At 70.6% G+C, this 16,516-nt stretch carries 14 protein-coding genes; 12 read left to right on the top strand and 2 right to left on the bottom strand.

Translation table 11 applies throughout. The features are described from left to right. The first annotated feature begins 80 nt into the window (after positions 1-80). The 10 genes from ACZ4Z3_RS03455 (at position 81) to ACZ4Z3_RS03410 (ending at position 10,353) form a co-directional block, all read left to right on the top strand. A complete protein-coding gene (locus ACZ4Z3_RS03455) occupies positions 81-776 on the top strand; it encodes an FMN-binding negative transcriptional regulator (RefSeq protein ID WP_055538566.1) in 696 nt (231 codons plus the stop codon). 83 nt (positions 777-859) lie between these two features. Further along, positions 860-2,173, top strand: a complete 1,314-nt coding sequence (locus ACZ4Z3_RS03450) for a lysine N(6)-hydroxylase/L-ornithine N(5)-oxygenase family protein (protein WP_468499437.1) — start codon at positions 860-862, stop codon at positions 2,171-2,173. An 83-nt stretch (positions 2,174-2,256) separates the two neighbouring features. Further along, entirely contained in the window at positions 2,257-2,472 is a 216-nt protein-coding gene (locus ACZ4Z3_RS03445; RefSeq protein WP_055516485.1) for an MbtH family protein, read from the top strand. Further along, positions 2,469-3,365, top strand: coding sequence for a dimethylarginine dimethylaminohydrolase family protein (locus tag ACZ4Z3_RS03440; RefSeq protein WP_468499436.1), 897 nt, complete (start codon positions 2,469-2,471; stop codon positions 3,363-3,365). The genes ACZ4Z3_RS03445 and ACZ4Z3_RS03440 overlap by 4 nt, the downstream gene beginning before the upstream one ends. A 419-nt stretch (positions 3,366-3,784) precedes the next feature. Continuing rightward, positions 3,785-5,014 (top strand): cytochrome P450, encoded by a 1,230-nt coding sequence (locus ACZ4Z3_RS03435; RefSeq protein ID WP_468499435.1) that lies wholly within the window; start codon positions 3,785-3,787, stop codon positions 5,012-5,014. 252 nt (positions 5,015-5,266) lie between these two features. Continuing rightward, positions 5,267-5,764, top strand: coding sequence for an AAA family ATPase (locus ACZ4Z3_RS03430; RefSeq protein ID WP_055541637.1), 498 nt, complete (start codon positions 5,267-5,269; stop codon positions 5,762-5,764). A gap of 194 nt (positions 5,765-5,958) precedes the next feature. Continuing rightward, positions 5,959-6,987, top strand: coding sequence for an N-acetyl-gamma-glutamyl-phosphate reductase (gene argC, locus ACZ4Z3_RS03425; RefSeq protein ID WP_468499434.1), 1,029 nt, complete (start codon positions 5,959-5,961; stop codon positions 6,985-6,987). Beyond that, complete coding sequence (gene argJ, locus ACZ4Z3_RS03420; RefSeq protein ID WP_468499433.1) at positions 6,984-8,135, top strand: bifunctional glutamate N-acetyltransferase/amino-acid acetyltransferase ArgJ; 1,152 nt, start codon at positions 6,984-6,986, stop codon at positions 8,133-8,135. Before argC ends, argJ begins: the two co-directional genes overlap by 4 nt. A gap of 59 nt (positions 8,136-8,194) precedes the next feature. Next, positions 8,195-9,142 carry an acetylglutamate kinase gene (argB, locus tag ACZ4Z3_RS03415; protein WP_468499538.1) on the top strand — a complete coding sequence of 316 codons (948 nt, stop codon included), beginning with the start codon at positions 8,195-8,197 and terminating at the stop codon, positions 9,140-9,142. Continuing rightward, the gene (locus ACZ4Z3_RS03410; protein WP_468499432.1) at positions 9,139-10,353 is read left to right on the top strand and encodes an acetylornithine transaminase; all 1,215 of its coding nucleotides are present in this window, start codon (positions 9,139-9,141) and stop codon (positions 10,351-10,353) included. Before argB ends, ACZ4Z3_RS03410 begins: the two co-directional genes overlap by 4 nt. A 179-nt stretch (positions 10,354-10,532) precedes the next feature. Here the strand turns inward: ACZ4Z3_RS03410 and ACZ4Z3_RS03405 are convergent, their stop codons facing one another. Further along, complete coding sequence (locus ACZ4Z3_RS03405; protein WP_468499431.1) at positions 10,533-12,062, bottom strand: MFS transporter; 1,530 nt, start codon at positions 12,060-12,062, stop codon at positions 10,533-10,535. Positions 12,063-12,319: 257 nt separating this feature from the next. Here ACZ4Z3_RS03405 and ACZ4Z3_RS03400 point away from each other — a divergent pair, with 257 nt between their 5' ends. Further along, positions 12,320-13,072 (top strand): TetR/AcrR family transcriptional regulator, encoded by a 753-nt coding sequence (locus ACZ4Z3_RS03400; protein ID WP_468499430.1) that lies wholly within the window; start codon positions 12,320-12,322, stop codon positions 13,070-13,072. 193 nt (positions 13,073-13,265) lie between these two features. Continuing rightward, positions 13,266-14,903, top strand: a complete 1,638-nt coding sequence (locus ACZ4Z3_RS03395; RefSeq protein WP_468499429.1) for a serine hydrolase domain-containing protein — start codon at positions 13,266-13,268, stop codon at positions 14,901-14,903. 77 nt (positions 14,904-14,980) lie between these two features. On the opposite strand, the gene ACZ4Z3_RS03390 is transcribed toward ACZ4Z3_RS03395, so the two are convergent. Further along, the gene (locus ACZ4Z3_RS03390; protein WP_468499428.1) at positions 14,981-16,258 is read right to left on the bottom strand and encodes an acyltransferase family protein; all 1,278 of its coding nucleotides are present in this window, start codon (positions 16,256-16,258) and stop codon (positions 14,981-14,983) included. Positions 16,259-16,516: the final 258 nt, after the last annotated feature.

Here is a 16,516-nt window from a genome sequence, read left to right as displayed (position 1 = left end):
CCCGGGGCGCACCCACAAGGAACGCCCCGGGGACGGAAAAACCCTCAGAAAGCGCCCGCGCCGAGAATTGGTAGGTCCGAATGTTCGTTCCCGATCCGTACCGGGAGCCGGACGGCTCGTGGATGACCGAGCTGATCCGCCTCAACCCCTTCGCCCTGCTGGTGTCCAACGGCCCCGCCGACGCCGACCCGTACGCCACCCACCTCCCCGTGATCCGCGACCCGGAGTGGACCGGCGCATGGACCGAGAACCTGGCCGGCGGCCGCCTCATCGGCCATATGAACCGGGAGAACCCGCACTGGACGGCCCTGGAGAACGGCACCCCCGTCCTCATCACCTTCACCGGACCGCACGCCTATGTGTCGCCGACGGTCTACGACATCACACCGGCCGCCCCCACCTGGGACTTCACCTCCGTCCACGTCCACGGTGTCTTCGAGAAGATCGAGGCCGCCGCCCCCGGTGAGGACTCCCTGGAGGTCTGCAAGGACACCGTCAAGGCGTACGAGCGCGACTTCGGCGCCGCCAAGGCCTGGGACATGTCCCGCTCCATCGACTACTTCGCGACGATCCTGCCCGCGGTGGGCGCCTTCCGCGTCGAGATCACCGGCGCCGAGGGCATGTTCAAGCTCAGCCAGGAACAGGACGAGGAGATCCGCGAGCGGGTCCGCGAGGACTTCGCCCTGCGCGACTCCAGCCAGTACCGCGAGACGGCCGAACTCATGGACCGCATGGAGAAGACCGGCACCATCAAGGGCTGCCCCGTCCACCACTGAGTTCAACTGTCCACCCAGTACCGCCGTTGACGCTCCAAAAAGGCGCAACGTACCTTTCCAGCACACCACTTGCGGGAGAATTCATGGAAGCGAACACCGAAGCGTACGAGGTCGTGGGAATAGGTTTCGGACCGGCCAACCTCTCGCTCGCCATCGCGCTGGAGGAGCAGCGCGGAAAGGACGAGAAGCAGCTCACCGCGGCTTTCTTCGAGAAGCAGCCGTCCCTCGGCTGGCACCGCAACATGCTGCTTCCCGACACCAAGATGCAGATTTCCTTCCTGAAGGATCTGGCGACCTTCCGCAACCCGGCCTCCCAGTGGAGCTTCATCGCCTATCTGCATGCCGCGGGCCGTCTGGCGCAGTTCGTGAACAACCAGAACTTCTTCCCCACCCGGAACGAGTTCCACGACTATCTCGAATGGGCCGAGTCCAGTTTCTCGGACCGTGTCACCTACAACTCCGAGGTGAACGCGGTCCACCTGCCCGACGGGCACGCCGGCGGCCCCGTCGACACCGTCCGCGTCGAGGTGAGGGACAACGGCCCGCGCGGCGGCACCCGCCTCGTCGAGGCCCGCAACCTCGTCATCTCCACCGGCCTCGTCCCGAGGATGCCCGACGGCGTCGACCGCGGCGAACGCGTCTGGCACAGCTCCGAGTTCCTCGGCCGGTTCAACACCCTCGACCGGAGCCGGGTCCGCCGGTTCGCCGTCGTCGGCGCCGGCCAGAGCGCCGCCGAGATCACCCGGTTCGTCTACGACACGATCCCGGACGCCGAGGTCTACGCGATCATGCCGTCGTACGGCTACTCGATCGCCGACGACACCCCTTACGCCAACCGCATCTTCGACGCCGACGCCGTCGACGACTACTACGGCGGCACCGACCGCACCCGCGAGTCGTTCTGGCGCTACCACCGCAACACCAACTACGGCGTCGCCGACGACGAGGTCATCCGCGACCTCTACCAGCGCGCGTACGACGACGAGGTGGCCCGGATCAAGCGCCTCCACCTGCTCAACCTGTCCCGCGTCCAGCGGGTCGACCAGAGGGCCGACGGGGCCCGGCTCACCATGCACTCCGTGCGCGACGACTCGGTGTACGACCTCGACGTCGACGCGATCGTCTTCGCCACCGGCTACGACTCCATGGACCCGACCGCCCTCCTGGGCGACCTGGCGCCGTACTGCCTCCGCGACGACGAGGGCCGCCTCAGGGTCGAGCGCGACTACCGCCTCGTCACGAAGCCCGAGTTGAACGTCGGCATCTACCTCCAGGGCGGCACCGAGCACACCCACGGCCTCGCCTCCTCGCTGCTGTCCAACATCGCCATCCGCAGCGGCGAGATCGCCGACGCCATCGCCATCGACCTGGCGTCGCGCCAGCACACGACCGTCTGAACACGACCGTCTGGGCACGACCGACTGGGCACGACCGTCCCACCACCACCGATCCACGTCCCACGAGAGGGAGTTGAACCGCGATGAGCACCAACCCGTTCGACGACGCCAACGGCACCTTCCACGTCCTCGTCAACGACGAGGAGCAGCACTCGCTGTGGCCGACCTTCACCCAGGTCCCGGCGGGCTGGCGGGTGGTGTTCGGCGACGCCGGCCGCCAGGACTGCCTCGACTACATCGAGCGGCACTGGACCGACCTGCGACCCAAGAGCCTCCGCGAGGCGATGGCCGGCGCATGAGCGCCCGCCGCGAGGGTGTCCTCGCCCGCCCTCGCGCGGCGGTGCGCCGCCGGACCCCCCTCCGGCCGGCGTACCGCCGCGGGGAGCGCACCGCCACCCGCCGCCGGTACCTGATGTGCCAGCCGTACCCGTTCGACGCGGTGGAGGCGGACCGCCCCTGGACCGACCGGTCCTCCGCCCCCCTCACGTCCCGGCGGGCCCTGATGCAGTGGGGCCGTCTCTACAGCCTCTACCTCTCGCTCGGCCACGACGTCCGGCTGATCGGCCCGCTTCCCGGACTGCCCGACGCGGTCCGCGCGGCCGCGACCGCGGCGGTCGTGGACGGCCGGGTGCTGGGGGCGCGCCGGGGCGGTCCGGCGGGTGAGCCGGCGTACCTGGACTGGTTCCGCACGCACGGCTTCACGGACGTACGCGGTGCCGTCCACGCCAACGAGGGCGCGCGGGACGTCCTGGTCACCGACCGCTGGATCCTCGCCGGCCGCCAGGTGGGCAGCGCCCCCGAGGCCCACCGCGAGGCGCTCGACTTCTTCCGGCGCCCCCTGATCAGCCTGGAGCTGGCGGACCCCCGCTTCCAGCACCTCGACACCGCGCTGGCCGTCCTGGACGGCGACGAGGTGATGTACCACCCGGCGGCGTTCACCGAGGTCAGCCGGGATGTGCTGGCCGGCCTCTTCCCTGACGCGCTCCTGGTCGACGAGCCGGCCGCGGCGTCGCTGGCGCTCAACGCGGTCAGCGACGGCCTGCATGTCGTGTTGCCGGAGACGGCGGACGCGGTGGCGCCGGCGCTCAGGGAGCGGGGCTTCCGTCCGCTGCTGCTGGATCTGTCGGAGCTGGTGAGGGGAGACGGAGGGGTCAAGTCCTGCACGCTGGAGTTGGGGCCGGGCGCCTCATAGCTCGGGGGTGCGCGGTTCGTTGGCGGGTGCGGGTTCGTTGTGGTTTCTCGCGCAGTTCCCGGCGCCCCTCAAAAGCACGGGCTGCGCCCGGTGCTTTTCATATGAAGGACGGGCCGCAGGCCCGTTCCTTCAGGGGCGCGGGGAACTGCGCGAACAACCCCCACCCACCCGCACCCGCCGACGCACCCCACCCCCCCGAGCTCTCCCGCGAACCACGAACCCACCCCAAGAAGGGCCGCGCAGCGAACCCCCGCCGCGCGGCCCTTCCTCATGCCCAACAACCCCATCCCCCCGAGCAGTTGAACGAGGTAGGAAACATACCGCTGTCCCGGTATGTTTCAAGCCAACGCCAAGCCCAACGCCAAGCCAAACCCCAAGCCAGCGCCAGCCCGCAGCCCGGAGCCACGGACGGAGACCTCATGTCCCAGGAAGTCCTCAGCCTGACCTCGAAGTTCGTCAGCACCCCCGGCGGTTTCACCAGCCTCCGCGAGCAGGCCCCCCTCGTCCGGGTGACCCTCCCGGACGTCGAGACCCCGGTCTGGCTGCTGACCCGCTACGAGGACGCCAAGGCCGCCCTCACGGACCCCCGCTTCGTGCGGGACAACCACAAACTCCCCGGCCAGGACGGCCCGAGCATCGCCGACCAGATGATCGAGGCGTACGGGCTGCCCGCGGAGTACCGCGACTACCTCGGCATCCTCGTCCTGGCCGACGGCGAGGACCACACCCGGATGCGCACCCTGATCACCCGCGCCTTCACGGCCCGCCGGATCAACGCCCTGCGCCCGAAGATCGAGAAGATCACCCACGACCTGTACACGGCGATGGCCGCCAAGGGCGAGGCCGACCTCCTGGAGGACCTCAGCCACCCGCTCGCCGGCTTCGGCGTCTGCGAACTCATCGGCGTCGACGCGGCCGACCAGCCGCAGATCTGCGCGTGGATCCGCGACTACATCTCGGGTGACCCGGAGCGGTTCATCCCGGCCCTCAAGGGCATGGTCGAGCACTGCAAGAAGCTCATCGAGGAGCGCACGGCCGCCCTCTCGGACGACCTGATCTCCGAGCTGATCCGGGTGAGCCAGGAGGAGGGCGACTTCGGCGAGACCGAGATCGTCGCGATCTTCCTGCTGCTGATCAACACGGGCATCATGCCGCCCGCCCACTTCATCGCCGACGCGATCCTCGCCCTGCTCGACCACCCCGACCAGCTGGCCCGGCTGCGCGAGGAGCCCGAGCTGCTCGCCGGTCGCGCGGTCCCCGAGCTCCTCCGCTTCACCACGCCCGTCCCGATCGGCGCCCCCATGTACGCCACCGAGGATCTGGAGCTGGGCGGTATGCCGGTCAAGCAGGGCGAGGTGGTCACGGCCGCGCTGCTCGGCGTGAACCACGACCCGCGCGAGTTCCCCGGCGGCGCCGACAAGCTCGACCTCGGCCGTGAACTCGGCCGCGGTGTCGGCCACATGGCCTTCGGCCACGGCCCGCACTTCTGCATCGGCGCCGCCCTCGCCCGCCTCCAGGCCGAGGTGGTCCTGGAGACCCTGTTCGTCCGCAACGACGGCCTGACCCTCGCCGTGGACCGCGAGGCACTGGAGTACGTGGCGATGCCGGGCGACGGCATCCACCTGGTGTCGCTCCCGGTGCGCCTCTGACGCCGCACACCGGGCCCGCACACCGGGCCCGCACACCTGGTCCGAACACCTGGACTGAACACCCACCCCTGGTCGATCCTTGACGGACAGACGTGGGGGCCGGGTTCACATCCCTTGGACATCCCCGTACAGATCCCCGTACTTCTCGAACACCCTGATCAACGGCCCGCCCGGAGCGGGCCGTTCGGTCATGTACGGGCTCCTCGGCGGTACGCACCCGGCTCGTCCACCAGATCCGAGAGGAGACGAGCCATGGCCGACGCCGTTCTGCCCGACCCGGTTCTGATCGTGCTGCTGGGCGCGGCGGGCAGTGGGAAGAGCGCGCTCGCCGGAGCCTGGCCGCCGAGCGCGGTGCTGGAGCTGGACGAGTTCCGGGAGCGGATCTGCGACGACCCGATCGACGAGGACGCCACGGACGAGGCGGTCCACGTCCTGGGCGAGGTGCTGGAGGCGCGGCTGGCGCGCCGGCTGACGACGGTCGTCGACGCCGACGGCCCCGACCGGGTGGTGCGGGCGAAACTGCTCGACATCGCCGGCCGGCACCGGGTCCCCGCGGCCGCGCTGATCATGACCACGCCGCTGGAGACCTGTCTGGAGCGCAACGCCCGGCGCCCGCCGGAACGCCGTGTCCCCGACGACGTCGTACGCCTCCAGTACGCGGAGACGGTCGACGCGACGCCCGGTCTGCCGGGGGAGGGATTCGGGCATGTGGAGGCGGTGTACGGAGGTCCGATGCGGCTGGTGAGCTGAGCCCCGCGATCGCCCGTGGAACCCTTGAACGCCTGGTCGGCGGGGCGGTGGTGCCGTGTCGGCGCCGCCGCCCCGTTCGCTGTGCGCGGCGGGGAGGAACGGCCCCGCTTGTTTGTCATGAACATGACTGAATGCCTTGTTGGGGTGCTCCGGACCCGGTTACAACGGCAACCCATGCCAATCCGGGAGGGGTCATGACAGTGCGAGCAGCCGTAGCCGGAGCGAGCGGATATGCGGGAGGTGAACTTCTCCGCCTGCTGATCGGGCACCCGGAGGTGGAGATCGGCGCCCTGACGGGGAACGCGAACGCCGGGCAGCCGCTGGGCGGACTCCAGCCGCATCTGCCGCCCCTGGCGGACCGGGTGCTGGAACCGACGACGACCGAGGTGCTGAGGGGCCACGACGTCGTGTTCCTCGCCCTGCCGCACGGCCAGTCGGCGGCCGTCGCCCGGGAGCTCGGCCCGGACGTCCTGGTCGTGGACTGCGGCGCCGACTTCCGGCTGCGCAGCGCCGCCGACTGGGAACGCTTCTACGGCTCCCCGCACGCCGGCACCTGGCCCTACGGCCTGCCCGAACTGCCCGGTGGGCGCGAGCTGCTGCGGAGCACGAACCGGATCGCGGTGCCGGGCTGCTACCCGACCGCCGTCTCGCTCGCCCTCTTCCCCGCGTACGCCGCCTCTCTCGCCGAACCCGAGGCCGTCGTCGTCGCCGCGTCCGGGACCTCCGGGGCGGGCAAGGCGGCCAGGCCGCACCTCCTCGGCTCCGAGGTGATGGGGTCGATGAGCCCGTACGGCGTGGGTGGTGAACACCGGCACACCCCTGAAATGATGCAGAACCTGAGCGCCGCCGCGGGGGAGCCGGTCTCCGTCTCCTTCACCCCGACCCTGGCGCCCATGCCCCGCGGCATCCTCGCCACCTGCAGCGCGAAGGCGAAGCCCGGGACCACCGCCGACGACGTACGCGCCGCGTACGAGAAGGCACTGCACGACGAACCCTTCGTCCGGCTGCTGCCCGAGGGGCAGTGGCCCGCCACCGCCGCCGTGTACGGGTCGAACGCCGCTCAGATCCAGGTCGCCCTCGACACCTCGGCCGGCCGGATCATCGCGATCAGCGCCATCGACAACCTCACCAAGGGCACCGCGGGGGGTGCCGTCCAGAGCATGAACATCGCCCTCGGGCTCCCCGAGGACCTGGGGCTTTCCACGATCGGAGTCGCACCATGAGCGTCACCGCAGCGAAAGGTTTCACGGCGGCGGGCGTCGCCGCCGGAATCAAACAGAACGGCAATCCGGACCTCGCCCTCGTGGTCAACAACGGGCCGCGGTCGGCCGCCGCCGGCGTCTTCACCTCCAACCGCGTCCAGGCCGCCCCCGTCCAGTGGTCCCGCGAGGCCCTCGCCGACGGCCATGTGTCGGCGGTCGTCCTCAACTCCGGCGGCGCCAACGCCTGCACGGGCCCCGAGGGCTACCAGGACACGATCACCACCGCGCAGCGGGCCGCGGAGCTGCTCGGCCGCGGCGTCGAGGAGATCGCGGTCGCCTCGACCGGCCTCATCGGCGTACGGCTGCCGATGGACAAGCTGCTCACGGGGCTGGAGACGGCCGCCGGGCAGCTGTCCGAGCACAGCGGCGAGAAGGCCGCCATCGCCATCAAGACCACCGACACCGTGCACAAGACATCCGTGTACCAGGGCGACGGTTGGACCGTCGGCGGCATGGCCAAGGGCGCCGGCATGCTCGCCCCCGGCCTCGCCACCATGCTGGCCGTGATCACCACCGACGCCGACCTGCCAAGTGCCGTACTGGGGAGGGCACTTCGCGACGCCACCCGGACCACCTTCGACCGCGTCGACTCCGACGGCTGCATGTCGACCAACGACACCGTCCTGCTGCTCGCCTCGGGGGCCGCCGAAGTCGCCCCCGCCGAGGAGGAGTTCGCCGAGGCCGTACGCGCCGTCTGCGCGGACCTCGCCCGGCAGCTCATCGGTGACGCCGAGGGCGCCAGCAAGGACATCCGCATCGAGGTGACCGGCGCCGACAGCGAGACCGACGCCGTCGAGGTGGGCCGCACCATCGCCCGCAACAACCTCCTCAAGTGCGCCATCCACGGCGAGGACCCCAACTGGGGCCGGGTGCTGTCCGCGATCGGCACCACCTCCGCCGTCTTCGACCCGGACCGCCTGAACGTCGCCATCAACGACGTCTGGGTCTGCAAGGGCGGCTCGGTCGGCGAGGACCGCTCGCTGGTCGACATGAGCGGCCGCGAGGTCCGTATCACCGCCGACCTCGCCGCCGGCACCGAGTCCGCCGTGATCTGGGCCAATGACCTGACCGCCCAGTACGTCCACGAGAACAGCGAGTACTCGTCGTGACCTCACCCATAGGAACCGGCGCCGACGCCGGACCCGACAGCCCTCTCACCCCCACCGGCATGGCCGCCGACCGCAGACAGAAGGCGCTGCCCAAGGCCCACGCGCTGGTCGAGGCACTGCCCTGGATGGCCCGCCACCGGGGCAAGACCATCGTCATCAAGTTCGGCGGCAACGCCATGGTCGACCAGTCCCTCAAGGCGGCCTTCGCCCAGGACATCCTCTTCCTGCGGCACGCCGGCCTGAACCCCGTCGTCGTGCACGGCGGCGGTCCGCAGATCAGCGCCCAGCTCGAACGCCTCGGCCTCAAGTCCCACTTCACCGGCGGCCTCAGGGTCACCACCGACGAGACCATGGACGTCGTCCGCATGGTCCTCGCCGGCCAGGTCCAGCGCGAACTCGTCGGCCTCCTCAACGAGCACGGACCGCACGCCGTCGGCATGACCGGCGAGGACGCCCGGCTGATGACCGCCGTGAAGTGCTACGCCGACGTCGACGGCAAACCGGTCGACATCGGCCGCGTGGGCGAGGTCGCCACCGTGGACGCCGGAGTCGTCCAGGCCCTGATCGACAACGGCCGCATCCCCGTCATCTCCTCCATCGCCCGCAGCTCCGACGCCAAGGACGCGGCCGAGGGCGGCGTCTACAACGTCAACGCGGACACCGCGGCCGCCGCCCTCGCCGCCGCGCTCGGCGCCGAGATGCTCCTCATCCTCACCGACGTCGAGGGCCTGTACGCGGACTGGCCGCACAGCGAGGAGGTCATCCCGAGGCTCAGCGCGAGCGAACTGCGCGATCTGCTGCCCGGCCTGGCCAGCGGCATGATCCCCAAGATGGAGGGCTGCCTGCACGCCGTCAGCAACGGGGTGCGCACCGCCCGCGTCATCGACGGCCGGGTCAAGCACTCGATCCTGCTGGAGATCTTCACCAACGAGGGCATCGGCACGATGGTCGTGCCCGACGAGAACGAGTCCTCGGCAGCCACGGCCCGAATGGAGGCGGCCGCATGAGCGGCGATACGACCAACACCGCACCCGGCGCATCCGGCGACCTCACCCGCCGCTGGCAGGGCGCGATGATGGACAACTTCGGCACCCCGCGACTGCCGCTGGTGCGCGGCAGGGGCACCCGTGTCTGGGACGCGGACGGCCGTGAGTACCTGGATCTGCTGGCCGGGATCGCCGTCAACTCCCTCGGTCACGCCCACCCGGCGATCCTGCGCGCCCTCACCGGGCAGGCGGCCGGTCTCGGCCACATCTCCAACTTCTTCGTGGCCGAGCCGACGGTCGCCCTCGCCGAGCGCCTCCTCGAACTCTCCGGCCGCGCGGGCCGCGTGTACTTCTCCAACTCCGGAGCCGAGGCCAACGAGGCCGCCTTCAAGATGGGCCGGCTGACGGGCCGCCCCCACATGGTGGCCGCCGCCGGAGGCTTCCACGGCCGGACCATGGGCGCCCTCTCCCTCACCGGCCAGCCGGCCAAACGCAACCCCTTCGCCCCACTCCCCGGCCCGGTCGACCATGTCCCGTACGGCGACGTGGCCGCCCTGCGCGCCACGGTCACCCGGGACACCGCGGTGCTGATCCTGGAGCCGATCCAGGGCGAGAACGGTGTGGTCGTCCCGCCCCCCGGCTATCTGACGGCGGCCCGTGAGATCACCGAGGCCACCGGCACCCTCCTGGTCCTCGACGAGGTGCAGACCGGCATCGGCCGCACCGGCCACTGGTTCGCCGCCCAGGCCGAGGGCGTCGAGGCGGACGTCGTCACCCTGGCCAAGGGCCTCGGCGGCGGCCTCCCGATCGGCGCCACCCTCGCGTTCGGCCCCGCGGCCGACCTGCTCGCCCCCGGCACCCACGGCTCCACGTTCAGCGGCAACCCGATCGTCTGCGCGGCCGCCCTGGCGGTCCTGGAGACCATCGAGACCGAGGGACTGCTGGCCCACGTGAAGCGAGTGGGGGAGAGGCTGCGTACAGGCATCGAGGCCCTGGCGCACCCCTTGGTGTCCGAAGTCCGCGGCGCGGGCCTGCTCCTGGGCATCGCCCTGCGTGAACCGAGGGCCGCGCACGCCCAACAGCAGGCCCAGCAGGCGGGTTTCCTCATCAACGCGGCAACCCCGAAGGTGATCCGCCTGGCACCCCCGCTGATCCTGACGGAGGAGGACGCGGACCGGTTCGTACACCGACTCCCGTCCATCTTGGACGAAACGCGGTCCGGGCCGGGCTAGGGGCCGCGGGGCTGTGCCGATGTGCGGCTCCGCCGCGCGGGCGCGACAAGCCACGAACTACGCGCGGTCGCCCATGCTCAGAACCTCCCGAGCTCAAAGGCGCAAACACCCCCCGAAGACGACGGCGGGCTCCACGGGAGTACCCCCGTGGAGCCCGCCGTCGTCACGATCTCGCCACCTCAGTGAACCCCCACCACCTCCGGCTTCTTCTCCTCACCCGCAGGCGCAGCCTCCCCCTTGCCCGCCCCCTTCATCAGGAACAGCGCCAGCACGGCCGCGCCCACGACCCCCGCGGCTCCCACCGTGAAGCTGCTGGACACCGCGTCGGTGAACGCCTCGTGCAGGGTCGAGACCAGCCCCGCGTCGTTCGTCCGTGCGGCCACGGCGAGCCCCTCGCCGATCGTCTCCCGCGCGGCGGCCGGCGCGGAGTCCGGCATCTCGGAGGTGTACGTGCTGGACAGCACCGCACCGAGCACCGCCACACCGAAGGCCGCACCCGCCTGCTGGATGGTGTCGTTGAGGGCGGAACCGACACCCGCGTGCTCCTGGGGAACCGCCCCCATGAGCGCCGCGATCGCCGCCGGCATCGCGAGACCCGCGCCCGCGCCCATCAGCACCATCGCCACCGACAGCGTCCCGAAGCCGTCCCCGGGGGACAGCGTCGACAGCGTGGCGAACCCGCCGGCGATGACCAGGAGACCGGAGACGGCGAGCGCGCGGTTGCCGATCTTCTTGGCGAGCGCGGCGCCGACCCCGTTGAAGACGAGCGAGGCGACGGCCGCGGGCATGAAGGCGAGGCCGGTCTTCGTGGGGGAGTAGCCCAGCACGAACTGGAGGTACTGCGTGAGCACCAGCATCAGACCGCCGTTGGCGAACGTCAGCAGGACCAGCGAGAAGCTCGACCCGGTGAACACCCGGTTCCGGAACAGCGCCACGGGCATCATCGGCTCGGGGATCCGGGTCTCCCAGATCCCGAAGGAGACCAGCGCGACCACGGCCACCACGGCCGCCGTCAGCGTGGCGGGGTGGGTGATGCCGTCCTTCGGCCACTCGTTGATCGCCCAGACCAGCGCCGTCATACCGATGACGGACAGCACCGTGCCGACCGGGTCCGGCTTGCGCCAGGGCCCCTTGGACTCCGGCATCAGCACCAGCGCCGAGACGATGGCGAGCGCCGCGATCGGGATGTTGATGAGGAAGACGGCGCCCCACCAGAAGTGGGCGATGAGCACACCGCCGAACACGGGCCCGCCGACCAGCCCGATCATGGCCACAGCGCTCCACGCGCCGATCGCCTTGGGCCGCTCGTCCTCGTCGAAGACCGTGATGAGGATGGACAGGGTGCTCGGCATCAGCAGAGCGCCGCCGATGCCCATCAGTACACGGGCGAAGATCAGCATGTCCGCGCTGCCCGCCCAGGTGGCCAGCACGGAGGCGGCCCCGAACACCGTCAGGCCGATGATCATGACCTTGCGGCGGCCGTACCGGTCGGACAGGCTCCCCGCGGTCAGCAGCAGACCGGCGAAGACCAGCATGTACGACTCCAGGATCCACTGGATGTCCTGGGCGCTCGCCTTGAGGTCCTCGGCGATCGGTGGGACCGCCACCGTCAGCACCATGTTGTCGATGACCAGCACCAGCGTGCTGAGGCACAACACGATCAGGATCAGCCAGCGGCGTGGATGACGCTCCGTGACGTCGACTTCCATGACGAAACCTTTCGAACAGAGTGTGGGGCTGCTCCGGACCTCAATAAAACCAGCAACGCGGTTTGTTATCCAGTCGGTTTCACGCCGCCCGTACTGGACGTCTTCGAGCCGCCGGTGGCGAATGACCGCTTCGAGCCGCCGATTCCCGTACGACGTGCGCTCGCCGAACACCGTACGAGAGGCGTACAGTGTTCGCAAGCCCCGTACGGTGTTTCCAGATGCCGTTACCCTGAAGCCCGGAAAGACGAGGAGGCCGCATGTCCGAGAACCAGGTGATCCAGTCGGTGTGGACCCGCCCGCGCCGCCAGAAGCGCGAGCAACCCGCGCTGAGCCGGGAGGTCATCGTGGCCGAGGCGGTGCGGCTGCTGGACGAGGAGGGCGCCGCGGCGCTGAGCATGCGCCGCCTCGGCACCCGGCTGAACGCGGGCGCGACCTCGATGTACTCGCACGTGGCGAGCAAGGACGAGTTGATCGAGCTGGTCGTGGACCATGTCTACGGCGAGATGGAGGTGCCCGGTCCGGACGCGGCGAAGGACTGGCGGGGGGCGGCGTCGGCCTGTGCCCACAGTGTTCGTTCGACGATCTTGCGCCACCCCTGGATCGCCCCGATGCTGGGCGAGGTGGGTGTCTCCCTGGGGCCGAACTCGATGCGGCTCACCGAGGGCATGCTCGCCATGCTGGAGGAGGCGGGCTTCGATCTGGAGCAGGCCGACCACGTGGTGCGGATCCTCTTCGCCTATGTGATCGGCATGACCACCAGCGAGGCCGCCTGGCTCACGATGCTCGCCCGCAGCGGGCAGAGTCAGGAGGACTGGACGCGCAAGGTGTGGCCGGCCGTCGAGCAGGCCACCCGCGACTATCCGCACCTCCGCCGGCGCTACACCGCGCAGGAAGGCGGCCGCTCGTCCGAGGTCCTCGTGGACAACTTCGGCTACGGCCTCGACTGGGTGCTGGACGGCCTCCAGTCCCGCCTCGACCAGGGCTCCCGCAAGGGGGCCGAGGCCGGCTGACCGGTCCCCGACCCGCGCGTTCCGCGAACCGTCCACGGCGTTCACCCCCGGCCGTGGGCGGTTTTTCATCGGCTGGTTATGAACGCCGTACGGGCTTGCGCACACTGTGCGCACTCCGTACAGTGTTCATCACTCCGCACAACGTTTGGTCGGGGCAAGGCCATCGGTATCCCAACCCTCCAAAGGACACGCCATGTCGAAGAAGGCGCAGCAGACGCAGGGCTCGAAGTGGAACGACCTCCGCACCTGGCGGGCGACCGGCAGCTGGGAGGCCAGCGACAGCTGGGGGCTGACCGGCACCTGGCGGATGGAGGGCGCCTCCGGCTCCTGGGACGCCACCCAGGACACCTTCGGCAGGCCGCATCCGGCGCCCGACCCCGAGCCCGCGGCGGCCCCCGTGACCACCGCCGAGGCCCCGGCCGCCGTCGCCGACGTGATCGAGCTGGCCACCGGCCGTCGTGTCGATCTCGGCCACTGGCAGCGCCGCCTCGACGAACTGCGCGAGGAGCACGACGTGCCCGGCGCGACCCTCGCCTTCGTGGTCGACGACGAGGTGCAGGAGCTGGCCAGCGGCGTCCTCAACCGGCAGACCGGCGTGGAGGCCACCACCGACTCCGTCTTCCAGCTCGGCTCGATCGCCAAGGTCTACACGGCGGCCCTGATCATGCAGCTCGTCGAGTCCGGCGACCTCGACCTGGACGCACCCGTCGTCTCCGTGCTCCCGGAGTTCGCCACCATCGACCCCGAGGCCACCAAGGTCATCACCACCCGGATGCTGCTCTCCCACACCAGCGGCCTGACCTGCGACTTCCACCTCGACACCGGGCGCGGCGACGACAGCCTCGCCAAGTACGTCGAGGCCGCCAAGGGCGTGGCGATGGACTGCCCGCCGGGCACGGCCGTGTCGTACAGCGGCATCGGGTACGTGGTGCTCGGCCGCATCGTCGAGGTGCTCACCGGCACCACCTGGGACCAGGCGCTCAAGGACCGGCTGCTCACCCCGCTCGGCCTCACCCACACGATGACGCTCCCCGAGGAGGTCCTGCCGTTCCGCGCGGCGATGGGACATCTCGCCGGGCCGGACGGTGAGCAGACGCTCGCCCCGGCCTGGGACCTGATGCCGCGCGCCGCCGGCCCCGCCGCCCGCGTCTGCGCCACCGCCGGTGACCTCGTCCGCTTCGCCAAGCTGCACCTCGACGGCGGCAGGGCGGCCGACGGCACCCGTGTCCTCGGCCCCGACTCGGTCGCCGCGATGCAGCAGCGCGAGACGGACGTGCCCGACAAGTGGACCGTGAGCGCCGACGGCTGGGGCCTCGGCTGGACGCTCTACGACTGGGACGGCGTGCCCGGCTTCGGCCACGACGGCGCCTCCATCGGCCAGTACGCCTACCTCCGGGTGGTGCCGGGCGCCGGTGTCGCCGTCGCCCTCCTCACCAACGGTGGCGGTTCCCGTCTGCTGTACGCCGACCTCCTGCGTGAACTCCTCGCCGACCTCGCAGGTGTGACCATGCCGGCGCCGTTCGCCCCCGCCGAGCAGCCGCCCGCCGTCGACATCACGCCCTGGGCCGGCACCTACAAGCGTGAGGGCGTCCTCATCACCGTCTCCGAGCGGGACGGCAGGCCGCACCTGGTGTACGCCTTCGTCGACGGCATGGCGGGCTACTCCCCGGACCTGGAGATGGAGCTGGTCCCCCTCTCCGACACGGTCTTCGCCGGCGCGGGCGGCGGTGCCTCCTTCACCGAGGACTGGATGCCGGTGGTCTTCTCCACCCTCGCCGACGGCACGAAGTGCGCGTACATCGGCATGCGGGCGGCCCCGAAGACGGCGTGACCGCCCGGGGGCGCCGGGTGGTGACACGCGAGCGCCGGTCCCCCTGTGGGACCGGCGCCCGACGTCGTGGCGCACGCTCACACGCGGGCCGTTCGCTTCTCCGGTTCCGCGATCGGCCGGTGCGACCGGATGCGGAACCGCCTCAGCAGCGGCATCTCGACGAACGTGTACGACAGCCAGCCGGCCAGCACCGACAGCGCCAGCACGAACGGCAGCAGAGCGAAGAACGCCCCCGTCCCCAGCTGCCCGAAGTCACTGTCCATCAGGTACCAGACGGTGACCTGCATGATGATCAGGTGCCACAGGAACATCCCGCAGGAGTTCCGCCCGAGCCACACGAGCGTCGGCCGGGAGAGCAACCGCTCCGGCCCGCTGCCCTGCGCCAGCAGCAACGGCGCCGCGAGCCCCACCGCGACCACCATGTGGCACACGTACTTGAGGGCGGCCTCCTCCTTGGTGAGCACGATCGAGGCGATGCTGCCCGCCCAGTCCGTGTTGGACACGGCGAACGCCACGGCCGCCGCACCCCAGAAGGCCCACGGGTTGTTCCGCACGAACTCCACGAACGCCAGCCGCTGGCCGGTCCGGGCCTTCGCGGCGACCAGCGCGAGCAGCATCCCCGCCGCCAGGAACCCGAGGTAGCCGCGCAGCCACCACAGTGACGGCGGGCCCAGCGGGCTCGACGGGCTGGTGGCGACGAGCCAGGTGAAGTCGGCGACGATCACCGCGGTGAGTAGCGCCCCCGCCAGCTTCAGGCTCTTGGTCGCCTTCAGCGCCCGGTGCAGCACGAACGCCGCCACGGGCAGCGCGATGTAGTAGTGCACCTCGGTGGCGAGGCTCCAGGTCTGCGCCCAGTTGGTCATGCCCGGATCGGTGCGCAGGTCCGCCCAGTTCTGCACGTGCTGCACGGTCAGCAGCCGCAGCGTGCGCCATCCGTCGCCGAGCTGCTCCCGGTTGAACACCAGCAGCGCGGTGACCATGAACAGCCAGTACGCCGGGAAGATGCGCAGGACGCGGTGCCAGTAGTAGTGCAGCGTGTTCGGCGCCTTGCGCCCGCCGAGCGCGGCGTCGGCCCAGGGGCGGTAGAGCAGATAGCCGCTGATGATCAGGAAGATCGGGATCGCCACCAGGAAGCCCGTCATCACCGGGGCGAAGGGCCCCGGCTTGCCGGTCTTGTCGATGAGCGCCCCGGTCCACTGCGCGAGGTGTGCGACGAGCACCATCAGCGTGGCGATCGCGCGCAGGCCGTCCACCGCGGGCTCGAAGGTCCGCTCGGCCCGTACGGGGGACTCCTTGGCGCCGGGCACGGCGCTGACCGGCGGTGCCGGCCGAGGTCTGTCCAGGGAAGTGGTCACGGCGAAGGGCCTCTCGTTCGGTAGGGCGGTGCTGACGTTGGCCGGGACGCTAACAAACCGCTCACGCGGTTTTCCAGATTGGCGAAAAGTGGTCGTTCGCCCTCCGCTCCAGCCGTGACCTTCCCCTGGGTGCTCTGGCCTGGCCATCTGCGGCAGAACCCAACTGCCCGAAGCCATGCGGATGTTCAAGTGTTTGATCCGCACACTTCCCTGCAATGACCAAACCGCTCACGCGGTTTGTTAAGGTGCCTGGGTTTT

The sequence above is a fragment of the Streptomyces sp. NPDC030296 genome, from assembly GCF_055572815.1.
Note: the sequence above shows the minus strand (reverse complement) of the source record. Positions and strands in the feature narration are given on the sequence as shown.

What these genes read in the sequence shown, in the direction of transcription:
- ACZ4Z3_RS03445 (WP_055516485.1), top strand. Translation starts at nt 2,257, where the DNA reads ATGAGCACCAACCCGTTCGACGACGCCAACGGCACCTTCCACGTCCTC.
- ACZ4Z3_RS03430 (WP_055541637.1), top strand. Translation starts at nt 5,267, where the DNA reads ATGGCCGACGCCGTTCTGCCCGACCCGGTTCTGATCGTGCTGCTGGGC.
- argJ (WP_468499433.1), top strand. Translation starts at nt 6,984, where the DNA reads ATGAGCGTCACCGCAGCGAAAGGTTTCACGGCGGCGGGCGTCGCCGCC.
- ACZ4Z3_RS03400 (WP_468499430.1), top strand. Translation starts at nt 12,320, where the DNA reads ATGTCCGAGAACCAGGTGATCCAGTCGGTGTGGACCCGCCCGCGCCGC.
- ACZ4Z3_RS03440 (WP_468499436.1), top strand. Translation starts at nt 2,469, where the DNA reads ATGAGCGCCCGCCGCGAGGGTGTCCTCGCCCGCCCTCGCGCGGCGGTG.
- ACZ4Z3_RS03410 (WP_468499432.1), top strand. Translation starts at nt 9,139, where the DNA reads ATGAGCGGCGATACGACCAACACCGCACCCGGCGCATCCGGCGACCTC.
- argC (WP_468499434.1), top strand. Translation starts at nt 5,959, where the DNA reads ATGACAGTGCGAGCAGCCGTAGCCGGAGCGAGCGGATATGCGGGAGGT.
- ACZ4Z3_RS03395 (WP_468499429.1), top strand. Translation starts at nt 13,266, where the DNA reads ATGTCGAAGAAGGCGCAGCAGACGCAGGGCTCGAAGTGGAACGACCTC.
- argB (WP_468499538.1), top strand. Translation starts at nt 8,195, where the DNA reads ATGGCCGCCGACCGCAGACAGAAGGCGCTGCCCAAGGCCCACGCGCTG.
- ACZ4Z3_RS03455 (WP_055538566.1), top strand. Translation starts at nt 81, where the DNA reads ATGTTCGTTCCCGATCCGTACCGGGAGCCGGACGGCTCGTGGATGACC.
- ACZ4Z3_RS03450 (WP_468499437.1), top strand. Translation starts at nt 860, where the DNA reads ATGGAAGCGAACACCGAAGCGTACGAGGTCGTGGGAATAGGTTTCGGA.
- ACZ4Z3_RS03435 (WP_468499435.1), top strand. Translation starts at nt 3,785, where the DNA reads ATGTCCCAGGAAGTCCTCAGCCTGACCTCGAAGTTCGTCAGCACCCCC.
- ACZ4Z3_RS03405 (WP_468499431.1), bottom strand. Translation starts at nt 12,062, where the DNA reads ATGGAAGTCGACGTCACGGAGCGTCATCCACGCCGCTGGCTGATCCTG.